12 protein-coding genes are annotated in these 19392 nt (G+C 63.4%); 6 read left to right on the top strand and 6 right to left on the bottom strand.

All coding sequences use genetic code 11. The features are described 5' to 3' along the window. Positions 1 to 94 precede the first annotated feature (94 nt). The 3 genes from AC56K1_RS08645 to AC56K1_RS08635 all read left to right on the top strand — a co-directional run bounded on the left by AC56K1_RS08645 (position 95) and on the right by AC56K1_RS08635 (position 2697). Positions 95 to 241 carry a hypothetical protein gene (locus tag AC56K1_RS08645; RefSeq protein WP_497157432.1) on the top strand — a complete coding sequence of 49 codons (147 nt, stop codon included), beginning with the start codon at positions 95 to 97 and terminating at the stop codon, positions 239 to 241. Between the two features lie 78 nt (positions 242 to 319). Beyond that, positions 320 to 1642 carry a putative O-glycosylation ligase, exosortase A system-associated gene (locus AC56K1_RS08640; RefSeq protein ID WP_497157431.1) on the top strand — a complete coding sequence of 441 codons (1323 nt, stop codon included), beginning with the start codon at positions 320 to 322 and terminating at the stop codon, positions 1640 to 1642. Then, on the top strand, positions 1639 to 2697 hold the full coding sequence (locus AC56K1_RS08635; protein WP_497157430.1) for an acyltransferase family protein: 1059 nt from the start codon (positions 1639 to 1641) through the stop codon (positions 2695 to 2697). The genes AC56K1_RS08640 and AC56K1_RS08635 overlap by 4 nt, the downstream gene beginning before the upstream one ends. A gap of 104 nt (positions 2698 to 2801) precedes the next feature. Here AC56K1_RS08635 and AC56K1_RS08630 read toward each other — a convergent pair whose 3' ends face one another. Together AC56K1_RS08630 and AC56K1_RS08625 are read right to left on the bottom strand one after the other, a co-directional pair. Further along, entirely contained in the window at positions 2802 to 4250 is a 1449-nt protein-coding gene (locus tag AC56K1_RS08630; protein WP_497157429.1) for an oligosaccharide flippase family protein, read from the bottom strand. An 11-nt stretch (positions 4251 to 4261) separates the two neighbouring features. Beyond that, positions 4262 to 5269, bottom strand: coding sequence for a glycosyltransferase family 2 protein (locus tag AC56K1_RS08625; protein WP_497157428.1), 1008 nt, complete (start codon positions 5267 to 5269; stop codon positions 4262 to 4264). A 620-nt stretch (positions 5270 to 5889) separates the two neighbouring features. Between AC56K1_RS08625 and AC56K1_RS08620 the strand changes: the two genes are divergently transcribed. Then, positions 5890 to 7488 carry a right-handed parallel beta-helix repeat-containing protein gene (locus tag AC56K1_RS08620; RefSeq protein WP_497157427.1) on the top strand — a complete coding sequence of 533 codons (1599 nt, stop codon included), beginning with the start codon at positions 5890 to 5892 and terminating at the stop codon, positions 7486 to 7488. Between the two features lie 88 nt (positions 7489 to 7576). Here the strand turns inward: AC56K1_RS08620 and AC56K1_RS08615 are convergent, their stop codons facing one another. The 3 genes from AC56K1_RS08615 to AC56K1_RS08605 all read right to left on the bottom strand — a co-directional run bounded on the left by AC56K1_RS08615 (position 7577) and on the right by AC56K1_RS08605 (position 14108). Beyond that, complete coding sequence (locus tag AC56K1_RS08615; protein WP_497157426.1) at positions 7577 to 9649, bottom strand: M13 family metallopeptidase; 2073 nt, start codon at positions 9647 to 9649, stop codon at positions 7577 to 7579. Positions 9650 to 9733: 84 nt separating this feature from the next. Next, positions 9734 to 11785 carry a M13 family metallopeptidase gene (locus AC56K1_RS08610; RefSeq protein WP_497157425.1) on the bottom strand — a complete coding sequence of 684 codons (2052 nt, stop codon included), beginning with the start codon at positions 11783 to 11785 and terminating at the stop codon, positions 9734 to 9736. 73 nt (positions 11786 to 11858) lie between these two features. Further along, the gene (locus AC56K1_RS08605; protein WP_497157424.1) at positions 11859 to 14108 is read right to left on the bottom strand and encodes a TonB-dependent receptor plug domain-containing protein; all 2250 of its coding nucleotides are present in this window, start codon (positions 14106 to 14108) and stop codon (positions 11859 to 11861) included. A gap of 522 nt (positions 14109 to 14630) precedes the next feature. Between AC56K1_RS08605 and AC56K1_RS08600 the strand changes: the two genes are divergently transcribed. Next, entirely contained in the window at positions 14631 to 16052 is a 1422-nt protein-coding gene (locus tag AC56K1_RS08600; protein WP_497157423.1) for a S41 family peptidase, read from the top strand. A 112-nt stretch (positions 16053 to 16164) separates the two neighbouring features. Beyond that, entirely contained in the window at positions 16165 to 17286 is a 1122-nt protein-coding gene (locus tag AC56K1_RS08595; protein WP_497157422.1) for a beta-ketoacyl-ACP synthase III, read from the top strand. A 70-nt stretch (positions 17287 to 17356) separates the two neighbouring features. On the opposite strand, the gene AC56K1_RS08590 is transcribed toward AC56K1_RS08595, so the two are convergent. Next, the gene (locus tag AC56K1_RS08590; RefSeq protein ID WP_497157421.1) at positions 17357 to 19390 is read right to left on the bottom strand and encodes a 2,4-dienoyl-CoA reductase FMN-binding domain-containing protein; all 2034 of its coding nucleotides are present in this window, start codon (positions 19388 to 19390) and stop codon (positions 17357 to 17359) included. Positions 19391 to 19392 lie beyond the last annotated feature (2 nt).

The following is a 19392-nucleotide window of genomic DNA, read 5'->3' as shown; positions in this document are numbered from 1 at the left end:
CCGCAACGGTGTTGCTCCACCTCACGTGGTATTCTAGTGCCCATTCGTTCTGGCAACTCTTCAAGAAGGCAGCACCCGTTAAAGGCAGGAAGTCATGATTGACAACGCGGCAATTTTTCTTTTCAGCACCTTGATCGTCTACACAGTCTTCCGCGCCATCAAGCTCGACAGGCTGCTGCCCTGGTTTTCCGGCAGCGAACAAGCCCAGCCACCACAGCCCACCCAGGACATTCGCAAGTAAACGCACAGTCAGGGCGTTTCCTCTGCTTCGGGCGGCCCTTGGGTCTCCCGCCAACGTTGCGCAAGGCCTCACACACGTATGCAAAGTCTTTTTTTGACGGCGGTTTTTGCCGGCCTGATGTTCATGGGGTTTTCCGCCGCATTCGCGGCGGCATTGGGCTTTGTCTGGGTCGATATCGTCAAGCCCCAGCAGCTTGCCTATTCCATCGTCAACGGCATGCCACTGTCCTTCATCGCGGCCCTGGCCACCCTGTCGCTGTTCGCCTTGAAGGACCGGAGATCCCCGCCCAAATTCGGCGCGATCCTGGTGCTGATCGCCATGTTCGCCATCTGGGTGACCCTGACCACCTCGATGTCGGCCTTCCCGGACCGCGCATGGGCGAAATGGGATTGGGCGTCCAAGGTCCTGATCTTCGCCCTGCTCATCCCTTACATCTTCCGTTCACGGGTGCAGATCGAAGCCTTCATCCTGGTCTTCATTTTTGCCGCCAGCACCATCTTCTTCTCGGCCGGCGTGAAGACCGCGCTCGGCGGCGGCGGCTATGGTGTGCTGGCGATCATGGGCTCGGGTAATACCGGCCTGTCCGAGAGCAGCACGCTGGCCGTGGTGTGCGTGATGCTGATCCCGCTGATCCTCTTCATCATGCGCCATACCCTGCTGTTCCCAAGGAACCTCTTGAGCTTCGGACTGTTCGCCGGAATCATCGTCACGGCGCTGGCCACCGTGGTCGGCACGACCGCGCGCACCGGCGTAATCGCGGTGGTGACCCTGTGCGCGCTGTCCATGCTCAAGTCGAAGAAGAAGAAGTGGTGGATCGGCGGCACAGTGCTGGCCGCGGTCATCCTGATGAATATCGACCTGTCCTCGACCCCGTGGGGCGCGCGCATGTCGACCATCGAAACCTATAACGCCGACTCGTCCGCGCTCGGCAGGCTGAAGGTCTGGGAATGGACGCTCGACTTCGTCGGCAGCAATCCCCTGGGCGGCGGCTTTGACGCCTACATGCATAACCGGATCGTGGCCGTGTCGCAAGATGGCGTGGTCCATTACCTTCCCGAAGGACAGATGGGCGGCAAGGCCTTCCACAGCATTTATTTCGAAGTGCTGGGCGAACAGGGCATGGTCGGCTTCGCCCTGTATTTCTCGATCATCGTGCTGGCGCTGCTCAAGCTGCGCAAGCTGAAGAAGACTTGGCGCGACCAGCCCGGCATGGCCTGGCTGGTCACGCTGGCCGACGCCTTGACGACGGCCATCGTGGTTTTCCTTGCCGGCGGCGCTTTTGTGGGCATCGCCTACCAGCCCTTCATCTTCTACATGGTCAGCCTGACGATCGCGATCGACCAGTATGCCGCGCGCGTGGCGCGCGACCAGCTCAAAGAAAAAGGACGTGTGACACTGTGAAGCTCAACCAACTTGCAGGCTTACGGGGCATCTGCGCCTGGTGGGTGGTGTTCTACCACTCGCTGGGTTTGATGGGTGATTCGGTCTCCGGGCCGCTCAGGAATATCATTTCGCACGGCTATCTGGCGGTCGACCTGTTCTTCCTGCTGAGCGGCTTCGTGATTTTCCTGAGCTATCACGCCAAGCTGACCGACAATTCCCCGCGCAGCATCGGCAAGTTCTACTGGAACCGCTTCTCGCGCATCTACCCGCTGCATCTCGTGATGCTGGGCGGTTACCTGATGCTGTTCGGCGCCTTCACCTTCCTGTCGAGCAGCGGGTCGGCGCCTGCATCCTATACCTGGAGTTCCTTCATCCAGAGCGTGTTCCTGGTCCATATGTGGGTCGGCAGCGACCTGACCTGGAACGTACCGTCCTGGTCGATCAGCTCGGAATGGTTCGTCTACCTGTTCTTTCCCGTGATGGCCTTCAGCCTGCGCAAGCTGCGCGGCGGCATTGCCGCGCACCTGGTCGTGATCGCGCTGGTCGCGGTGCTCCTGCACCTGATCTATTCGCTAGGGGGCCTGCACTCGCTCGGCTCCGACATCCCGCGCATGGCCCTGGTGCGCACCATGCTGGAATTCCTCATGGGCGTCTTCATCGGCTCCCTGTTCGTCCACCACAAGGCCTTCCTGGAAGCCTGGTCGGGCGTCGCGCTCGCCGGTTTCGTCGCGCTGTGCGTGCTGTACGTCGCCACCCCGATTCCCGACTATTCGCTGATCCCGGCCGCCTTTGCCCTCCTGATCGCCTACCTGAGCGTGACCTCGTCGTGGATCACGCGCGCGCTGTCCACGCCGCCGCTGGTCTACCTGGGCGAGATTTCGTATTCGACCTATATGGTGCATTACCTGGTCTATGACCTGCTCAAGGCCGGTTTCGTGTCCGACACCAACCAGGTCAACCAGGTCTACCTGTGGCTGTCCTTCCTGGCCGTGCTGGCCCTGTCGGTGCTGCTGCACCATGCGGTGGATTCGCCCTCGCAGAAGTATTTCCGCCGCAGGCTGCCAGCCCGCTGATCATTGCCTGCTGCCAGCGCCAGTCGCATGAAAAAAAAGCTGCCTGGATACGGCATCCAGGCAGCTTTTTCTTTGTCGCCCGCCCGCCTTGCGGGCTTGCCGTCCTATGCCCGCGCCAAACGGGTCGACAGCAGGTTCTTCGCGCGCAGCAGTTCCTCGGCCAGCGGGTGGCGCAGCAAGAGCAGCGCGGCGGACCAAACGACGAAGGTGAACAGCCCCACCAGCAGCAGGCGTCCGGCCGGATGGCCCACCGACGCGAGCATCGGCGAGAACAGGTAGAGCGAGGCCAGGATGGCCAACACCGTGACGGCGCTGCGCCAGGTCGCCGACACCCAGTGAGCGACCTGGATGCCCATGGTCTTGCGGGCAAGCAACAGATAGGCAGGAATCGACAGGACCTCTCCCAGCACGAAGGCCGTGGCGAAGCCTTGCAGGGTGCCGTCGAACAGGACCACCGCCAGCACGCCCTTGGCCAGCATGCCCACCATTAGCGGCGAAGCTGCCAGGTAGGGGCGCCCCATCGCCGTGAATGCCGGCTGCAGCACCGAGAACGAGGTCTGGATCGCGGCTACCACGCACAAGGCCGGAATGATCAGGGCGCAACCGAGCCAGGCCGGGCCGTAGAGCAGCAAAATAATGTCCTGGGGCACGAAGGCCATGACCGCCAGCGCCGGCCACATCACGCCGGTGAGATAGGCAATGATGCGCTTGACCTCGCGCGAGACGTCCTCGCCGCTATGGTGGACTTTCGCCAGGTAGGGCAAGGTGGCAAAGTTGATCGTCGGGCCGGCAATATAGTTCAGCATGTTCACCGTGGAATTCGAGCGGCTGAACAGGCCGACGGCGTGCGCCCCGCTGAGCTTGCCGATGATCAGGTCGGGCAAGGCCGCGTCGGCGGAACGGATCGAATTGGTGAGCATCGTGCCGCCGCCGAAATTGACCACCTCGCGCCAACCGCGCAGCGATGGCCAGCGCGGCAGGTTCTTCGGCCGCAGCAGCGAATAAGCGGTGACGGTCACGATGATGTTGATGAGGTTAGCCCAGGCAAAGGCCATGTAGCTGTAGCCCAGCTTGGCCAGCGTGATGCAGCTGATGGCATAGGCGAGGACCGATGCCGCGCTGACGATGGCGGGAATCCGCACATTCAGTTCACGCGCCAGCATGGCCTGCGGAATCGAGCCGAGCGGAATGAACAGGAAGCCGATCGCCAGCACCTGCATGATTTCCTGGACACCGTGGTGCTTGTAATAGCTGGCGGCATAGGGCGCGGCCAGGTAGACCACCAGCGCGAAGGTCCAGGATGCGCAGATCATGACGCCCATCGCCGCGCGCAGGGATTCGGTGGTGAGGGTCTTCTGGCTGCGGATGAAAGATCCGACACCGAAGTCGCGGAACACGTGGGCGAATGCCACCAGTACCGCCGCCATCGAAAAGATACCGATCTCGGCCGGCTCGAGGATGCGCGCGATATAGATCGACAACAGGAAATTTGCGACCGTCGCCCCATTGGTGACGAAAAACTCGAACGCAAGTTTGGAACGCAGGGAATTCATTGATCTGGCATTCAGGAATGGGAAGCAGGCGGATGCAGGGGCACGGCAGCCACCATCGTCGGTTTCTGCGTTTTTCTGGCGAGAATAAACTTACCGTATGCAATACCCAGCAAATACACGGCATCCATCAGGCCGGTAAACCCGGTCGCCTTGCCGTTTTTAGTAGGGGAAAACAAGAACCGCAGGCAACGCGCCAGGCCCGTGACGGCCTTGCTGAAGCGGTAGCGCGGCAAGCCGAGCAGCATGGGCACGGGCTCGGGCGGCAGCCATTGATGGCGCACCCCCACCGTGGCGCCGGACCAGAAGGACCAGCGCAGGTGGTAGGAACGGGTCATGCGCGAATTCGGGATGAAGTGATAGATGACCAGGGCCGGATCGTAGATCCCGTGGAAGCCCTTGGCGAGCAGGTTATGGTGCAGTTCGTCGTCTTCGCCGCCCATCAGGTTGCCCTTGGAGCGGCCGATATGGGTCGCGAACCCGCCCGCCTCGATCAGGGCAGTGCGGCGCACGATGCAGTTGCCGCCGCAGATGCTGCCGCCGAAGTCCTTGAATGGCTGGGCCCGGTCGCTTTGCTCGATCCAGCCCAGGACCGCGCGATAGGCGCCGACGTGCATCGGCAGCCAGTCCGGCGGCGCCGATTCCCAGTCCGGCTTGTACGGGCCGCCCAGGAAATCCACGCCGCCCTCGCGCAAGTAGCCGGCCACGACCTCGAACCAGGCGGCGTCGATTTTTTCGTCGTCGTCGACAAAGCCCAGGAAATCGTCATCGGTGTGCGCGAGCGCGAAGTTGAGCGCTGCCGAGCGTCCTTGCTGGGTTGCAAGCAGGTATTGCGATTTGCCGGGATAGTTCAGCAGGGCAGCCTTGTTCGCTTCCTGGTTGGCCGGGGTCGAGTTGTTGTCGGATACGATCACCGTCAGGTCCATGTCGGCCGGGACGCGTGCCTTGCTGATATGGTCGAGCGCCACGGCCAGCAGGTCGGACCGATTGTAGGTAGGGATGATGAGACTGAATTTGATCATGGCGTCGGCCGCTTTCTAGGTTGATTCACGCGCTTAGGAGCAAGCGCTGACTGCGTGCATCCATGGCACAGGAGGGGCCTTCCGACCAGGGTGCCTGCAGAAGACGCACAGTGCGGTCCCTCGACGCACCGCGTCGAGAAACTGGATATTCAGCCCCTATGATAATTGCTAAAAATAAAACATGTCGCTCGATATTCAACTATTTTCTACTGTTAACCTAAGAAAATTTTGCATCACAATAACTTTAACAATTAGTCAATTAATTTCCGTGAGCAAAAACTTTCCTGATCAGTTATCCCATCCGCATGAGTCGGCAAGATAGCGTCAGATCGGAACAAATGAGACTCAATAGAGTGGTAATAGACAGCTAACAGTTCAACTCTGCTTGCCCTATGAATCGTTCAAAAAAGTCCAGATTGTTACAATTGGTTGCGTGATTTTACGCATGGCATCGTATATGCTGGCCGGAAATGTGTCGCAAGAAATTTCTTACGGGCACAAATCTTTACATTCTGACCAGAGGTATAGCAATGCGCCAGTTTTCTTCTTCTACCCTGCGAAATAGCCTTTTGATCGCAGGTCTCCTGTCCGCTTTTCCAGTTTCGGCAGCGACGCTTTCAGTGGGTTCCGGCAAGACTTACGCCAGCCCATGCGGCGCTTTTGCAGCGGCAAAGGACGGCGATATCGTCGAGATCCAGGGCAGCCAGACCTACAGCGGCGACGTGTGCGGCATCTACGCCAGCAACCTGACCATTCGTGGTGTCAACGGCCGTCCGAAGATCGACGCTTACGGCAAGAATGCGATGGGCAAAGGCACTTGGGTGGTCATCGGCAATAACGTCGTGGTCGAGAACGTCGAAATGTACGGCGCCAAGGTCCCGGACAAGAACGGCGCCGCCCTGCGCCTGGAAGGCACCAACTTCACGCTGCGTTCGTCCTTCCTGCACGATAACGAGAACGGCATCCTGGCCAATGCGGTCACCGCCAGCAACATCCTGGTCGAGACCACCGAATTCGGCCGCAATGGCGATGGCACCGGGTATACCCACAACCTGTATATCGGCAACGTTGCAAGCCTGACCTTCCGCTACAACTTCTCGCACGACGCCAACGTCGGCCACAACCTGAAGTCGCGCGCACGCGTCAACACGATCGTCTACAACCGTTTCTCGAGCCTGCCGGATGGCCAGGCCGGCAGCGGCAAGCCGAGCTATGAGATCAACCTGCCGAACGCAGGCACAACCTATATCATCGGCAACGTAATCCAGCAGCCAGCAGCAAACAGCAACCCGGGCCTGATCGCCTATGGTGAAGAAGGCGCGAGCAACCCGGGCCACGACCTGTATGTCGTCAACAATACCTTCCTGAACGATGACACCGCACGCGGCACCTTCGTGTTCGTCGGTTCCGGCGTCACCAAGCCTGCCCTGCTGCAAAACAACATCTTCGGCGGCACCGGCACCCTGAGCACCCAGGCCAGCACGGTCGAAAAGACCAACTACCGTTCGGCCTCGCCCGGTTTCATCAATCGTGCAGCCTACGACCTGACGCCGCTGGCCAATGCCCTGTTGATCAATGCCGGCTCGGCGCCGGGCAATACCGCGGCCGGCGTGTCCCTGACCCCGGTCGCCCATTACAAGCACCCTGCCTCTGGTGTCGCCAGGACCGCATCGGGCCTGCTGGACATCGGTGCATATGAAGCGTTCTCGACGACGACCGCTCCTGCTCCCGCTCCTGCTCCCGCTCCTGCTCCTGCTCCAGCTCCAGCTCCGGCACCTGCCCCGGCACCCTCCCCGACCGGCTGGACCGCCTGCGCCACCGAAGGCAACTGGTGCTCGTTCAGCGGCTCTGCCCAGGTACGCTACGGCACCGCGACTGCCTTCATCACCAAGACCCTGACCGGTCCGGTGGCCTGCACCAACGCCGTGTTCGGTGATCCGGCTCCAGGCTATGGCAAGTCCTGCCAGTTCAGCGCTACGACCTCGGCGCCGGCCCCTGCCCCAGCGCCGGCGCCGGGCACCACGACGGCGACCTGGACGACTTGCGCCAGCGAAGGCGGCACCTGCGCCGTGTCCGGTACCCGTGAAGTCCGTTACGGCTACAACGGCAGCTATGCGACGAAAGTCGTGACCGGCTCCGTGTCGTGCTCGAACGCCGTCTTCGGCGATCCGAAGCCGGGCTATGCCAAGACTTGCAGCGTCTCGAGCGTTGCAATGTAAGACCGGGTGCGCCTGACCGGCGCACCGGATAAAAAAACGGCCGCGATGCAGATCGCGGCCGTTTTTCATCGCCCCTGCAGGCGCATGCTTACCAGATGATCACGCGGTCCTTCGGCGCCAGGTACATCTTGTCGCCCGGCTTGACGCCGAAGGCTTTGTAGAAGCCCGGCTGGTTCTTCAGCGTGCCGTTGGCGCGGTACTGGCCCGGCGAATGCGGGTCGGTCTTGATCTGGGCGATCTGCGCCGGCTCGCGCATCTTGGTGCGCCACACCTGGCCCCAGCCCATGTAGAAGCGCTGGTCGCCGGTCAAGCCGTTGATCACGGGCGCCTTCTTGCCCTTGAGCGAGAGCTTGTAGGCCTTGTAGGCAATCGCCAGGCCCGAGTTGTCGCCGATGTTCTCGCCCAGGGTCAGTTCGCCGTTGACGTTATAGCCAGGCAGCGGCGAGAAGCCGTTGTACTGGCTGACCAGCACCTTGGTCTTCTCGGCGAAGCGCTTGCCGTCTGCTTCGGTCCACCAGTTGCGCATGTTGCCGTCGCCGTCGTACTGCGAACCCTGGTCGTCGAAGCCGTGGCTGATCTCGTGGCCGATCACGGCGCCGATGCCGCCGTAGTTCACCGCGTCGTCCGCTTTCGCGTCGAAGAACGGCGGCTGCAGGATCGCGGCCGGGAACACGATCTCGTTGAGTTCCGGGTTGTAGTAGGCGTTGATGGTCTGCGGCGTCATGCCCCATTCGTCGCGGTCGATCGGCTTGCCCAGCTTGTTCAGCTCGCGGGTGTATTCCACTTCGCGCGAACGCATCACGTTGCCGACCAGGTCGTCACGCTTGACGGTGAGCGCGGAATAGTCTTTCCACTTGTTCGGGTAGCCGATCTTCGGGGTGAACTTGGCCAGCTTGGCCTGGGCTTCCTTCTTGGTCGCCGGGCTCATCCAGTCCAGGGTATTGATCGAGTCCTTGTACGCCGCCAGCAGGTTCTTCACCAGGGTTTCCATGCGCGCCTTGCGCTCGGCCGGGAAGTGCTCTTTCACGTACAGCTTGCCGACTGCTTCGCCCAGGCCCGTTTCCAGGGTCGACACCGCGCGCTTCCAGCGCGGTTCGAGCTGCGGAATGCCGGACAGGACGGTGCCGTTGAAGGCGAAGCGCTGGTCGACGAAGGCCTTCGACAGGAAGCCGGCATAGTTGTTGACGGTATGCAGTTGCAGGTAGGTCTTCCAGGTCTCGAGCGGCACGCGGTTCAGGACCTCGGCGAAGCCCTTCAGGTAGCTCGGCTGGCTGACGATCAGGTAGGTCGTCTTGCCCTTCAGGCCGGCGGCATCGAGCCACGCGTTCCAGTCATAGCCGGGCGCCAGCTCGGCCAGCTTGGCCAGCTCGACCTTGTTGTAGGTCTTGATCGGGTCGCGGTTCTCGACCTTGGTCCACTGGACCTTGGCCAGCTCGGTTTCCAGGTCGACGACTGCCTTGGCATCGGCGCCGGCGTTCTTGTTGCCGGCCATGGCCAGCAGTTTTTCGACGTGCTGCTGGTATTTGGCGCGGATGTCGGCCAGCTTGGCGTCGTCGCCCTTCAGGTAGTAATCGCGGTCCGGCATGCCCAGTCCGGCCTGGTACAGGTCGGCCACGTACTTGGTCGAATCCTTGGCATCCTGGTGGATGTAGAACACGAAGGGCACGGTCACACCGAGGCGGCCGAGGCGGGCAAAGGCTGCCGGCAGCTCGGACTTGTCCTTCATGGCGGCAATCTTGCCCAATTCGGTATTCAGGGGAGCGATGCCCAGCTGCTCCAGGCGCGCCTCATCCATGTAGCTGGCGTAGAAGTCGCCGATCTTGCGGGTTTCCGAGATGGCGGCCGCGTTCTTGTCGGCAGCGGCACGTTCGATGATGGCGCGCAGCTGCGGCAGGGTGTCGTCGCGCAGCTGGTGGAATGCGCCCCAGGTCGACTTGTCGGCCGGAATCTCGACCGTCTTGAGCCATTTGCCGTTCAGGTGCTGGAAGAAATCGTCCTGCGGGCGCACCGCAGGCTCCACATATTCCAGCGCGATGCCGGACGATAACGCGGCTGCCTTGGCGCCGCTCTTGGCGCTGGCTGCAGCACCGGCGCCGGTTTCAGCCTGGGCCATCGAGGCTACCAGGACCAGCGCCGCAGCGCTGAGCAAATGTCGTTTCATCGTCTCTCCGTCTATTTTCTGTTGTCGTCATGCTGAACGGGCCGGCGTGCGCCGACCCGTCCAGATTGGGTTACTGGTGCGAGATTACCAGATGATCACGCGGTCTTGCGGCGCCAGGTACATCTTGTCGCCCGGCTTGACGCCGAAGGCCTCGTAGAACTCCGGCATGTTCATCACGGTGCCGTTGGCGCGGAACTGGCCCGGCGAGTGCGGGTCGGTCTTGACCTGGTTGATCTGCTGGGCTTCGCGCATCTTCGAGCGCCACACCTGGCCGAAGCCCATGAAGAAGCGCTGGTCGCCGGTCAGGCCGTCGATCACTGGGGCCGGCTTGCCGTTTAGCGAGATCTTGTAAGCCTTGTAGGCGATCGACAGGCCGGCGTTGTCGCCGATGTTCTCGCCCAGGGTCAGTTCGCCGTTCACGTTATAACCCGGCAGCGGCGAGAAGCCGTTGAACTGCTTGACCAGCTTGTCGGTCCTGGCCTTGAAGGCGACGCGGTCCGCTTCGCTCCACCAGTCGCGCAGGTTGCCGTCGCCGTCCGACTGGCTGCCCTTGTCGTCGAAACCGTGGCCGATTTCGTGGCCGATCACGGCGCCGATGCCGCCGTAGTTCACGGCATCGTCGGCACGCATGTCGAAGAACGGCGGCTGCAGGATCGCGGCCGGGAACACGATTTCGTTGGTGGTGCTGCGGTAGTAGGCGTTGACCGTCTGCGGCGTCATGCCCCACTCGGTGCGATCGACCGGCTTGCCCAGCTTGTTCAGCTGGTAGTTGTAGCGGAAGTTCGCGGTGCGCATCGCGTTGCCGACCAGGTCGTCACGCTTGATGGTCAGCTTCGAATAATCGCGCCACTTGTCCGGATAGCCGATCTTCGGGGTGAACTTGGCCAGCTTGGCGCGGGCTTCCTTCTTCGTGTCCGGGCTCATCCACTCCAGGTTGTCGATCGACTGGCCGTAGGCGATGATCAGGTTCTTCACCAGCTCTTCCATGCGCGCCTTGCGCTCGGCCGGGAAATGCTGCTGCACATACAGCTTGCCGAGCGCTTCGCCCAGCGAGCTTTCGACCGTGCCCACGCCGCGCTTCCACAGGGGCGCCTGCTCGGACACGCCGGACAGCGCGGTGCCATAGAACGAGAAGCTCTGCGCCACGAAGGCTTTCGACAGCACCGGCGAGAACTCGCGCAGCAGCTGCCATTCGAAATACGACTTCAGGGTCGACAGCTCGGTCTTGGCCAGCACCTCGTTCAGGCCGGTGAAATAGCTCGGCTGGTTAACGATGATGGTATTGACCTTGTTGCCCGCGCCGGCGGCGGCCAGGGCCGCGTTCCAGTCATAGCCCGGCGCCAGCTTGCCCAGCTCGGCCACGGTCATCTTGTTGTAGCGCTTGACCGGGTCGCGGTTCTCGACACGGGTCCACTGCACCTTGGCCAGTTCGGTCTCGAAGTCGACGATGGCCTTGGCCTGGGCCGCGGCGTTCTTCTCGCCGGCCAGCGCCAGGGTCTGTTCGACGTGCTTCAGGTATTTGGTGCGCACCTCCGCCAGCTTGGCGTCGTCCTGCTTCAGGTAGTAGTCGCGGTCGGGCATACCCAGGCCGCTTTGCGAGATGTACACGGCATGCTCGGTCGACTTGCGCATGTCCTGGTTGACATAGATGCCGTACGGAGTCGATACGCCGATCTTAGACAGGTGCGCCACCAGCGCCGGCAGGGCCTTCTTGTCCTTGAGCGAGCGGATTTTCTGCAGCTCGCCGTTCAAGGGCTTGGTACCGAGGGCTTCGCGGCGCGCTTCATCCATGTAGCTGGCGTACAGGTCGCCGATCTTCTGGGTCTCCGACCCGAGCTTGGCCGACTTGTCGGCCTGCGCGGCCTCGATGATGGACTTGATCTGCGGCGTGGTGTCGTCGCGCAGCTTCATGAAGGTGCCCCAGCTGGCCTTGTCGCCCGGGATCTCGGTGGTCTTGAGCCACTTGCCGTTCAGGTGGGTGAAGAAATCGTCCTGGGGGCGCACGCTGGTGTCGATGAACTGCGTGTCGATGCCGGAGATCGGCGCGCCGGCCGGCTTGGCAGGCGCAGGGTCTGCCGCATGGGCGAAGGCCGCCATCATCGACAGGGTCAGGGTGCTCAAAAGGAGTCGCTTCACGGGGATGTCCTCAGTTGCTGGGAAGGTTGCTGAAAATTGAGCGGCTTGTGGCCGCTCGTCAAAGTGTACGTCATCAGAGCTTGAGCTCCAGGCGCACGCCGACAGTCGCGTAGGTGCGCGCCTGGGTCGAGGTAAAAACTTCGGGCACGGTCACGAAACGCGCCGTGTCATAGTTCTGCGCCAGCAGGTTGTTGCCGAACACGCGCAGCTGGGTGTTGGCGGAGAATCGCCACAGGCCGTAGGTATCGAGCTGGCGCTTGGAACCCGCGCGCGACAATTCTTCGTCGCTGAGCTGCACCAGCAGTTCCGGCGTCCAGTTGACGCTCGCGCCGAGCGTGAGCGGCATCGACTTCAGGCGCCAGTCGGCGCCCAGGTTGGCGGTCTGCTCGGCCTGGCCCTCGAGGCGGTTATAGGGCCCCTTGATGCCGTCGACATCGGACCAGAAGCGGCTGTAGTTGGCGCGCAGGTCGACGTTCGGGGCGTCCTTCATGACGTCGTTCAGCGTGAACTTGGCTTCCAGTTCGATGCCGCTGGTCTTCGCATCGCCCACGTTGATCGGGCGCGAGATCCAGCGCGGGCCCTGGCTGGTTGGCACTTCTTCGACCACGCGGCGGATCAGTCCATCGACATTGCGCACGAAACCGCTGGCCGAGAGGATGCCGGTCTTGCCGATATAGTGTTCATAGGCCAGGTCGATGCCGGTGGCCAGTTCCGGCGCCAGCGCCGGGTTGCCGCTACGGTCCGGACGCACGAAGGAATTGTCGGCCGAGATGGTCGGCGCGGCGATCATGTCCTGCAGCGGCGCGGCGCGGTAGCTGCGGGTCAGGCTGGCGCGCACCTGGTCCTTCTGGGTGCCGGGGATGCGCCAGACCGTATGCAGCACCGGGCTCCAGACGCGGCTGACGTTTTTCACGTCATTGCTACGGCCGCTGCTGGTGGTGCGGATGCCTTCCCAGCGCAGGCCGAGGTAAGCCGACCAGCGTTCGGTGATATCCCATTCGTCCTGGGCGAAGAAGGCGATGCGGCGCTGCTCGGCCGCGAGGTTGGCGCCGGATTCTTCGTACAGCGGGCCGCCATCGTCTTCCGCTACCTGCACCTGGCTCAAACGCGTGCCTTCGATGTCCCAGCCGACCGCCAGCAAATGGCCCTTGCCGACCGGCCGCGTGTACTTGCCGTTGTTGCTCAGGCCACGGAAGCGCATGTCGCCTTCGTCGTTGTAGACGCGCAGCGGCTCGCCATTGAAGCCGAAGGTGCGGCGCAGGCTGCTGCTCTCGTTATTCATGCCGCCGCCGCTGAGTTTCAGGTCCAGCTTGGCGCCGCCCTCCATCCGGTGCAGCCAGTTGCTCATCACGCGGATGAAGGCCGCATCCGATTCCGACTCCTGGGCCAGGCGACCGTAGGCCGGCGTGCCGCCGAGGCGCTCGGCCTCGTTGGCCAGGCGGCTCTTGTTGCGGTTGATGCCGATGAAGGGCTGGACCGTCAGCGTGTCCTTGTTATCGAACGCATAGGTCAAGCGCGGCGTCATGTGCAGGCCGGTCGAACGCGCGTCGCTCGTACCGCGCAGGATCTGCTCGCTATCGAGGCTGCCGTCGCGGCGCTCGACGCGGTCGTAGGTGGTGGTCTCGTTCTCGTTGCGGTTCTGGCTGACCATGACATTGGTCAGCCACGACAGCTTGCCCGACTTGCCCGGCACCGCCACAGACACGTTGGGCGAATGCAGGCCGCGCGTGACGCTGTCGCTGAGGCGGACCTGCTTGTCCTTCTGCTGGTAGCCTTCGCGCAGGATGATGTTGATGGTGCCGGCGATCGCCTGCGCGCTGTGCTCGGCGACCGGGCCGCGCATGACTTCGATGCGCTCGACCTGGTCGGGAGGCAGCGACTCGAGCGAGAAGCCCGGAGGCGGACGCTCGCCGTTGACCAGCATCTGGGTATAGCCGTTGCCCATGCCGCGCATGCGCACCCCGCCGCCTCCGCGGCCGCCCGGCGCGCCGCCCATGGTCACGCCCGGCAAGCGCTTGAGGATGTCGCCGACATTGCTGTCGCCGTTGCGGTCGAGTTCTTCGCGGCCGAACACCATCTTGCCGGCAGTGGACAGGCGGCGCTGGTCCGTATCGTTGGCGCGGCTGCCGCTGATCGTCACCTGCTGCAGCTTGTCGCCGGCGGCCGGGGCCTTCGGGATGACCGGGGCGGGCGCGGGGGCTTGGGCGGAAGGAGGCGTTTCCTGGACGGGCTGGGCCACGCCAGGATCCGCCGACTGGCCGCCGGCGTGGGCCACGGCCGGGCCAAGCATCGCCAGGCAGGCGATCGATACGAGTTTCTTCATGCTTCTTTATTGTTTTACTTAGGGGGCATCCCGGTAGGTGCGCCCACCGTCCAGGACGGCAGGAGCTGAGGCCCATTCTAGCCCGTGCGCATGAGGCGGCAACGGCCATCGGTGCTTTTTTACTTTTCGATACATGCAGGATGGGTGTTATTGCATATGCATGTGTTGGTACGCCACCACAACATCTGGACGGAATGCCGATTTACGCCCGGAAAGTACGAATGCTGGAATAGCGCGGGACATAAAAAAGCCCGCGGAGGGGGCCGCGGGCAAGACCACTTCAAAAAAGTGGAGAGAGAGAAAAACTTGGATTGACTATATGACTCGCCCCTCCCGCTCGCTTGGACTCTTACAATTGCTTACCAAGCTAAAGAAGTCGTAACAGGCAGCCGCCGCGCAGGGCGATTGATATGCATTGCTTCGAAGTTTGGCCAGATTCAGGGCAGCGGCCGATGTTCAGGTTTATACTGGACTCGCGCTATCTCATGCGTGACGGTCGCGCGCGGCCAAACCGGGTGAACCATGGGCTCCACTTTCAAGAATTCCTGTCTCGTCGGCCTCGGCGCCATCACCGGGGTCGCCCTCACGATGCAGTTCTCCGCCCTGGCCCAGAAGCCGGTCGACGCCGGCATGCCGCTGGCCGAGCTGCGCCAGCTGGCCGACGTCTACGGCGTCATCAAGGCCACCTATGTCGAGCCGGTCGAAGACAAGGCGCTGCTCTCGAAAGCCATTTCCGGCATGGTCGCCTCGCTCGACCCGCATTCGGCCTACCTCGACCCGCGCGCCTACCGCGAGCTGCGCGAAGGCACCGAGGGCCGCTTCGTCGGCCTGGGCATCGAAATCTCGGAAAGTGACGATGGCTTCGTGGAGATCGTCGCCCCCATTGAAGATTCCCCCGCCTGGCGCGCCGGCATCAAGGCGGGCGACCTGATCACCCAGATCGACGGCCATCCGGTGCAGGGCCTGCCGATCGACGAAGCGATCAAGCGCATGCGCGGCGAGCCCGGCACCCGGGTCACGCTCACCATCACGCGCAAAGACTCCCCTGCCCCGCTGCGCTTTGCCATCGTGCGCAGCGAAATCATCCAGAAAAGCGTCAAGGCCAAAATGGTCGAACCGGGCTATGCATGGCTGCGCATCTCGCAGTTCCAGGAGCCGACCGTGGATGACATGGCCGCCAAGCTGCAGGCCCTGTACCGCCAGGACCCCGACCTGAAAGGCATCGTGCTCGATTTGCGTAACGATCCGGGCGGCCTGCTGCAGGGCGCGATCGGCGTGGCCGCCGCCTTTTTGCCGAAAGACGCCGAGATCGTCTCGACCAACGGCCAGCTGGCCGATTCGCGCCAGCGCTTCTATGGCCGTCCCGAATTCTACATGCTGCGCAGCGGGGGCGATCCGCTCTCGACCCTGCCCGACATCTTCAAGACCCTGCCGATGGTGGTGCTGGTCAACACCGGCTCGGCCTCGGCCTCGGAAATCGTGGCCGGCGCCCTGCAGGACTACAAGCGCGCCACCATCCTGGGCAGCCAGACCTTCGGCAAGGGTTCGGTCCAGACCATCCGCCCGATCGGCCACGACGCCGCGGTCAAGCTCACCACCGCGCGCTACTACACCCCGGCCGGGCGCTCGATCCAGGCGCGCGGCATCCTGCCCGACTTCCCGGTCGACGAAACCGCGGAAGACGACGGCCTGAACGCGCTGCGCATGCGCGAGGCCGACCTGGAGCGCCACCTGTCGAACGACCGTGACAAAGAAACGGCAACCCGCGAAGACGATATCGAAGAGCAGATGCGGCTGCTGGCCGAGGCACGCGAGCGCAAGCCGCTCGATTACGGCAGCGCCAGCGACTTCCAGCTGGCACAGGCGCTGCGCCACCTGAAGGGCCAGCCGGTGCAGCTCTCGCGCCGGTCCGGCGGCGCCACGCTGGCCCAGCACGCGCGCTGAGCAGAAAAGGCGACTTTGTTGTCGGGTCAGCCAATTCCCAGGCCCGGCGCGAGCGTGTAGAATCGCCGCATCTTCCGGCTAAGTCCCGTTATTTCCTTTGAAAGTCCCGAACATGAAACCTGTCGTCATCAGCGGCACCGGCCTGTTTACGCCTCCGTATTCCATCTCCAACGACGAGCTGGTGACGGCCTACAACGCCTATGTGGAGTTGTTCAACCGGGAAAACGCGGCGGCGATCGCGGCCGGCGACCTCATCGCGCTGGAAGCCTCGAGCAGCGGCTTCATCGAAAAGGCCTCCGGGATCAAGTCGCGCTACGTGATGGAGAAGGAAGGCATCCTCGACCCGGCCCGCATGACCGCCCGCATCCCCGAGCGCGCGGACGAAGAAGTGTCGCTGCAGGCCGAGATGTGCGTGGCCGCCGCGCGCGAAGCGCTGGAACGCGCCGGTAAACAGCCCTCTGATATCGACATGGTGCTGGTCGCCTGCAGCAACATGCAGCGCCCCTACCCGGCCATGGCGGTCGAGGTGCAGGAAGCGCTTGGCATCGAAGGCTTCGGCTTCGACATGAACGTGGCCTGCTCGTCGGCCACCTTCGGCATCGCCACCGCGGTCGACGCGGTGCAGAGCGGCCGCGCGCGCGCCGTCTTGATGCTGAACCCGGAAATCACCAGCGGCCACCTGAACTTCCGCGACCGCGACAGCCATTTCATTTTTGGAGACGCCTGCACCGCGGTCGTCATCGAAGCGGCGGAGACAGCCACCAGCCGCCACCAGTTCGAGATCCTGGACACGAAGCTCAAGACCAAATTCTCGAACAACATCCGCAACAACTTCGGCTTCATGAACCGTTTCGACGAAGTTGGCATCGGCGCGCCGGACAAGCTGTTCCGCCAGCAGGGCCGCAAGGTCTTCAAGGAAGTCTGCCCGATGGCGGCCGAGATGATCGCCGACACGGTGAAGAACGCCGGCCTCGAGATCAAGGACGTGTCGCGCTACTGGCTGCACCAGGCGAACCTGAACATGAACCTGCTGATCGCCCGCACCCTGCTGGGCCGCGACGCCGAGCCGGACGAGGCGCCGGTGATTCTCGATACCTATGCCAATACCTCGTCGGCGGGATCGATCATTGCGTTCCACAAGTACCAGGACGATATGCCGACAGGGGCGAATGGCGTGATCTGCTCGTTCGGGGCGGGGTATTCGATTGGGTGCGTGGTGGTTCGTAAGAAGTAACACTACGCTTGCAAATTTGGATCCCGGCGAAGGCCGGGACCCAAGTTCGTCGCGCAACCACTAGCGCGGATCAAAGCCGCGCCGCCAGCTCCGCCCCTTCCCGAATCGCCCGCTTCGCATCCAGCTCCGCCGCCAGCGCCGCCCCACCGATCTTGTGGAAGCGCGGCCCTCCTTTGCTCCCTTCCGCCGGCATCAGCTCCGCCAGGCTCTCCTGCCCCGCGCAGATCACCACGTTGTCCACGTCCAGCACACGCTGCTCGCCGCCGACCGTCATGTGCAGGCCGGCGTCGTCGATGCGGTCGTACTGCACCCCGGCCAGCATCTGCACGCCGTTGCGCACCAGGGTGGCGCGGTGCACCCAGCCCGAGGTCTTGCCCAGGCCTGCGCCGGGGCGCGTGGTCTTGCGCTGCAGGAGCCAGACCTGGCGCGGCGGATGCGGCGGCACGGGTGGCGCCAGGCCCCCCGGCGTGTTCGACGCCGCATCGACGCCCCACTCCGCCATCCAGTGCCCGGGCGGCATCGGCAACGGCACGCTTGGGTCGTGCACCAGGAATTCGCCCATGTCAAAGCCGATGCCGCCGGCGCCGATGATGGCCACCTTGCGGCCCACCGGCTTGCCGTCGCGCAGCACGTCGAGATAGCTCAAGACCTTCGGATGGTCGATGCCCTCGATCTTCGGCTTGCGCGTGACGATGCCGGTGGCGACGATCACGTCGTCGAAGCCTTCGGCCAGCAGCGCTTCGCGCGTGACGCGCGCACCCAGGCGCACCTCGACGCCAGTCAATTCCAGCTTGCGCCCGAAGTAGCGGATGGTCTCGGCGAATTCTTCCTTGCCCGGCACGCGCATCGCCACGTTGAACTGGCCGCCGATGTGGCCGAGCGCGTCGAACAGCGTGACCCTGTGGCCGCATTCGGCGGCCACGGTGGCGGCCGACAGGCCGGCCGGGCCGGCGCCGACCACGGCGACGCGGCGCGGCCGCGCCGACTTGCGGAACACCAGTTCGGTTTCGTGGCAGGCGCGCGGGTTGACCAGGCAGCTGGCGCGCTTGTTCGAGAAGGTGTGGTCCAGGCAGGCCTGGTTGCAGGCGATGCAGGTATTGATTTCGTCGACGCGGCTGCTCGCTGCCTTGGCGACCCAGTCCGGATCGGCCAGGAAGGGCCGCGCCATCGACACCATGTCGGCGCTGCCCTGCGCCAGCAGCGCTTCGGCGTCATCCGGCATGTTGATGCGGTTCGAGGCGACGACAGGAATATTCACTTCGCCGCGCAGGCGGCCCGCCACCTGCGCAAACGCCGCGCGCGGCACCGAGGTGACGATGGTGGGAACGCGCGCCTCGTGCCAGCCATAGCCGGTGTTCAGGATGGTGACCCCGGCCGCCTCGAGTGCCTTGGCCACGGCCACCACTTCGTCCCAGGTATTGCCGCCTTCGACCAGGTCGAGCACCGAATGGCGGTACATCAGGATGAAGTCGGGTCCGACCGCGGTGCGGATGCGGCGCACCACCTCGACTGCCAGGCGCATGCGGTTCTCGATCGAGCCGCCCCAGCCATCCGTGCGCTTGTTGGTGCGGGCGCACAGGAACTGGTTCAGCAAATAGCCTTCGCTGCCCATCACCTCGACGCCGTCGTAGCCCGCCATCTTGGCCAGTTTCGCGCAGCGCGCATAGGAAGCGATGGTGTGCTCGATGCCGCGCGCATCCAGCGCCTTCGGCTTGAATCTGGAGATCGGCGATTTTACGGCGGAGGCCGACACGACGAAGGGCTGGTAGCCGTAGCGGCCCGCGTGCAGGATCTGCAGTACGATCTTGCCGCCTTCTTCGTGCACCGCGCGCGTCACGCGCCGGTGGTTCGGCACGTCGCCGAGGAAGTTCAGGGTGCCGCCGAAAGGCAGCAGCCAGCCCTGGCGGTTCGGCGAAATGCCGCCGGTGACGATCAGGCCGGCGCCGCCGCGCGCGCGTTCGGCATAGAAGGCGGCCAGCTTGCCGTAGTTGTAGAACCGGTCTTCGAGCCCGGTGTGCATCGAGCCCATGATCACGCGGTTCTTCAGGGTGGTAAAACCGAGGTCGAGCGGGGCGAGGAGATGTGGATAAGGTGGATGCGTCATCA

It is taken from the genome of Telluria sp. ZB4P37 (assembly GCF_059685855.1).
This window is presented reverse-complemented; position numbering and strand designations above follow the sequence as displayed.

What these genes read in the sequence shown, in the direction of transcription:
- AC56K1_RS08630 (WP_497157429.1), bottom strand. Translation starts at nt 4,250, where the DNA reads ATGAATTCCCTGCGTTCCAAACTTGCGTTCGAGTTTTTCGTCACCAAT.
- AC56K1_RS08590 (WP_497157421.1), bottom strand. Translation starts at nt 19,390, where the DNA reads ATGACGCATCCACCTTATCCACATCTCCTCGCCCCGCTCGACCTCGGT.
- AC56K1_RS08600 (WP_497157423.1), top strand. Translation starts at nt 14,631, where the DNA reads ATGGGCTCCACTTTCAAGAATTCCTGTCTCGTCGGCCTCGGCGCCATC.
- AC56K1_RS08645 (WP_497157432.1), top strand. Translation starts at nt 95, where the DNA reads ATGATTGACAACGCGGCAATTTTTCTTTTCAGCACCTTGATCGTCTAC.
- AC56K1_RS08595 (WP_497157422.1), top strand. Translation starts at nt 16,165, where the DNA reads ATGAAACCTGTCGTCATCAGCGGCACCGGCCTGTTTACGCCTCCGTAT.
- AC56K1_RS08615 (WP_497157426.1), bottom strand. Translation starts at nt 9,649, where the DNA reads ATGAAACGACATTTGCTCAGCGCTGCGGCGCTGGTCCTGGTAGCCTCG.
- AC56K1_RS08640 (WP_497157431.1), top strand. Translation starts at nt 320, where the DNA reads ATGCAAAGTCTTTTTTTGACGGCGGTTTTTGCCGGCCTGATGTTCATG.
- AC56K1_RS08605 (WP_497157424.1), bottom strand. Translation starts at nt 14,108, where the DNA reads ATGAAGAAACTCGTATCGATCGCCTGCCTGGCGATGCTTGGCCCGGCC.
- AC56K1_RS08625 (WP_497157428.1), bottom strand. Translation starts at nt 5,269, where the DNA reads ATGATCAAATTCAGTCTCATCATCCCTACCTACAATCGGTCCGACCTG.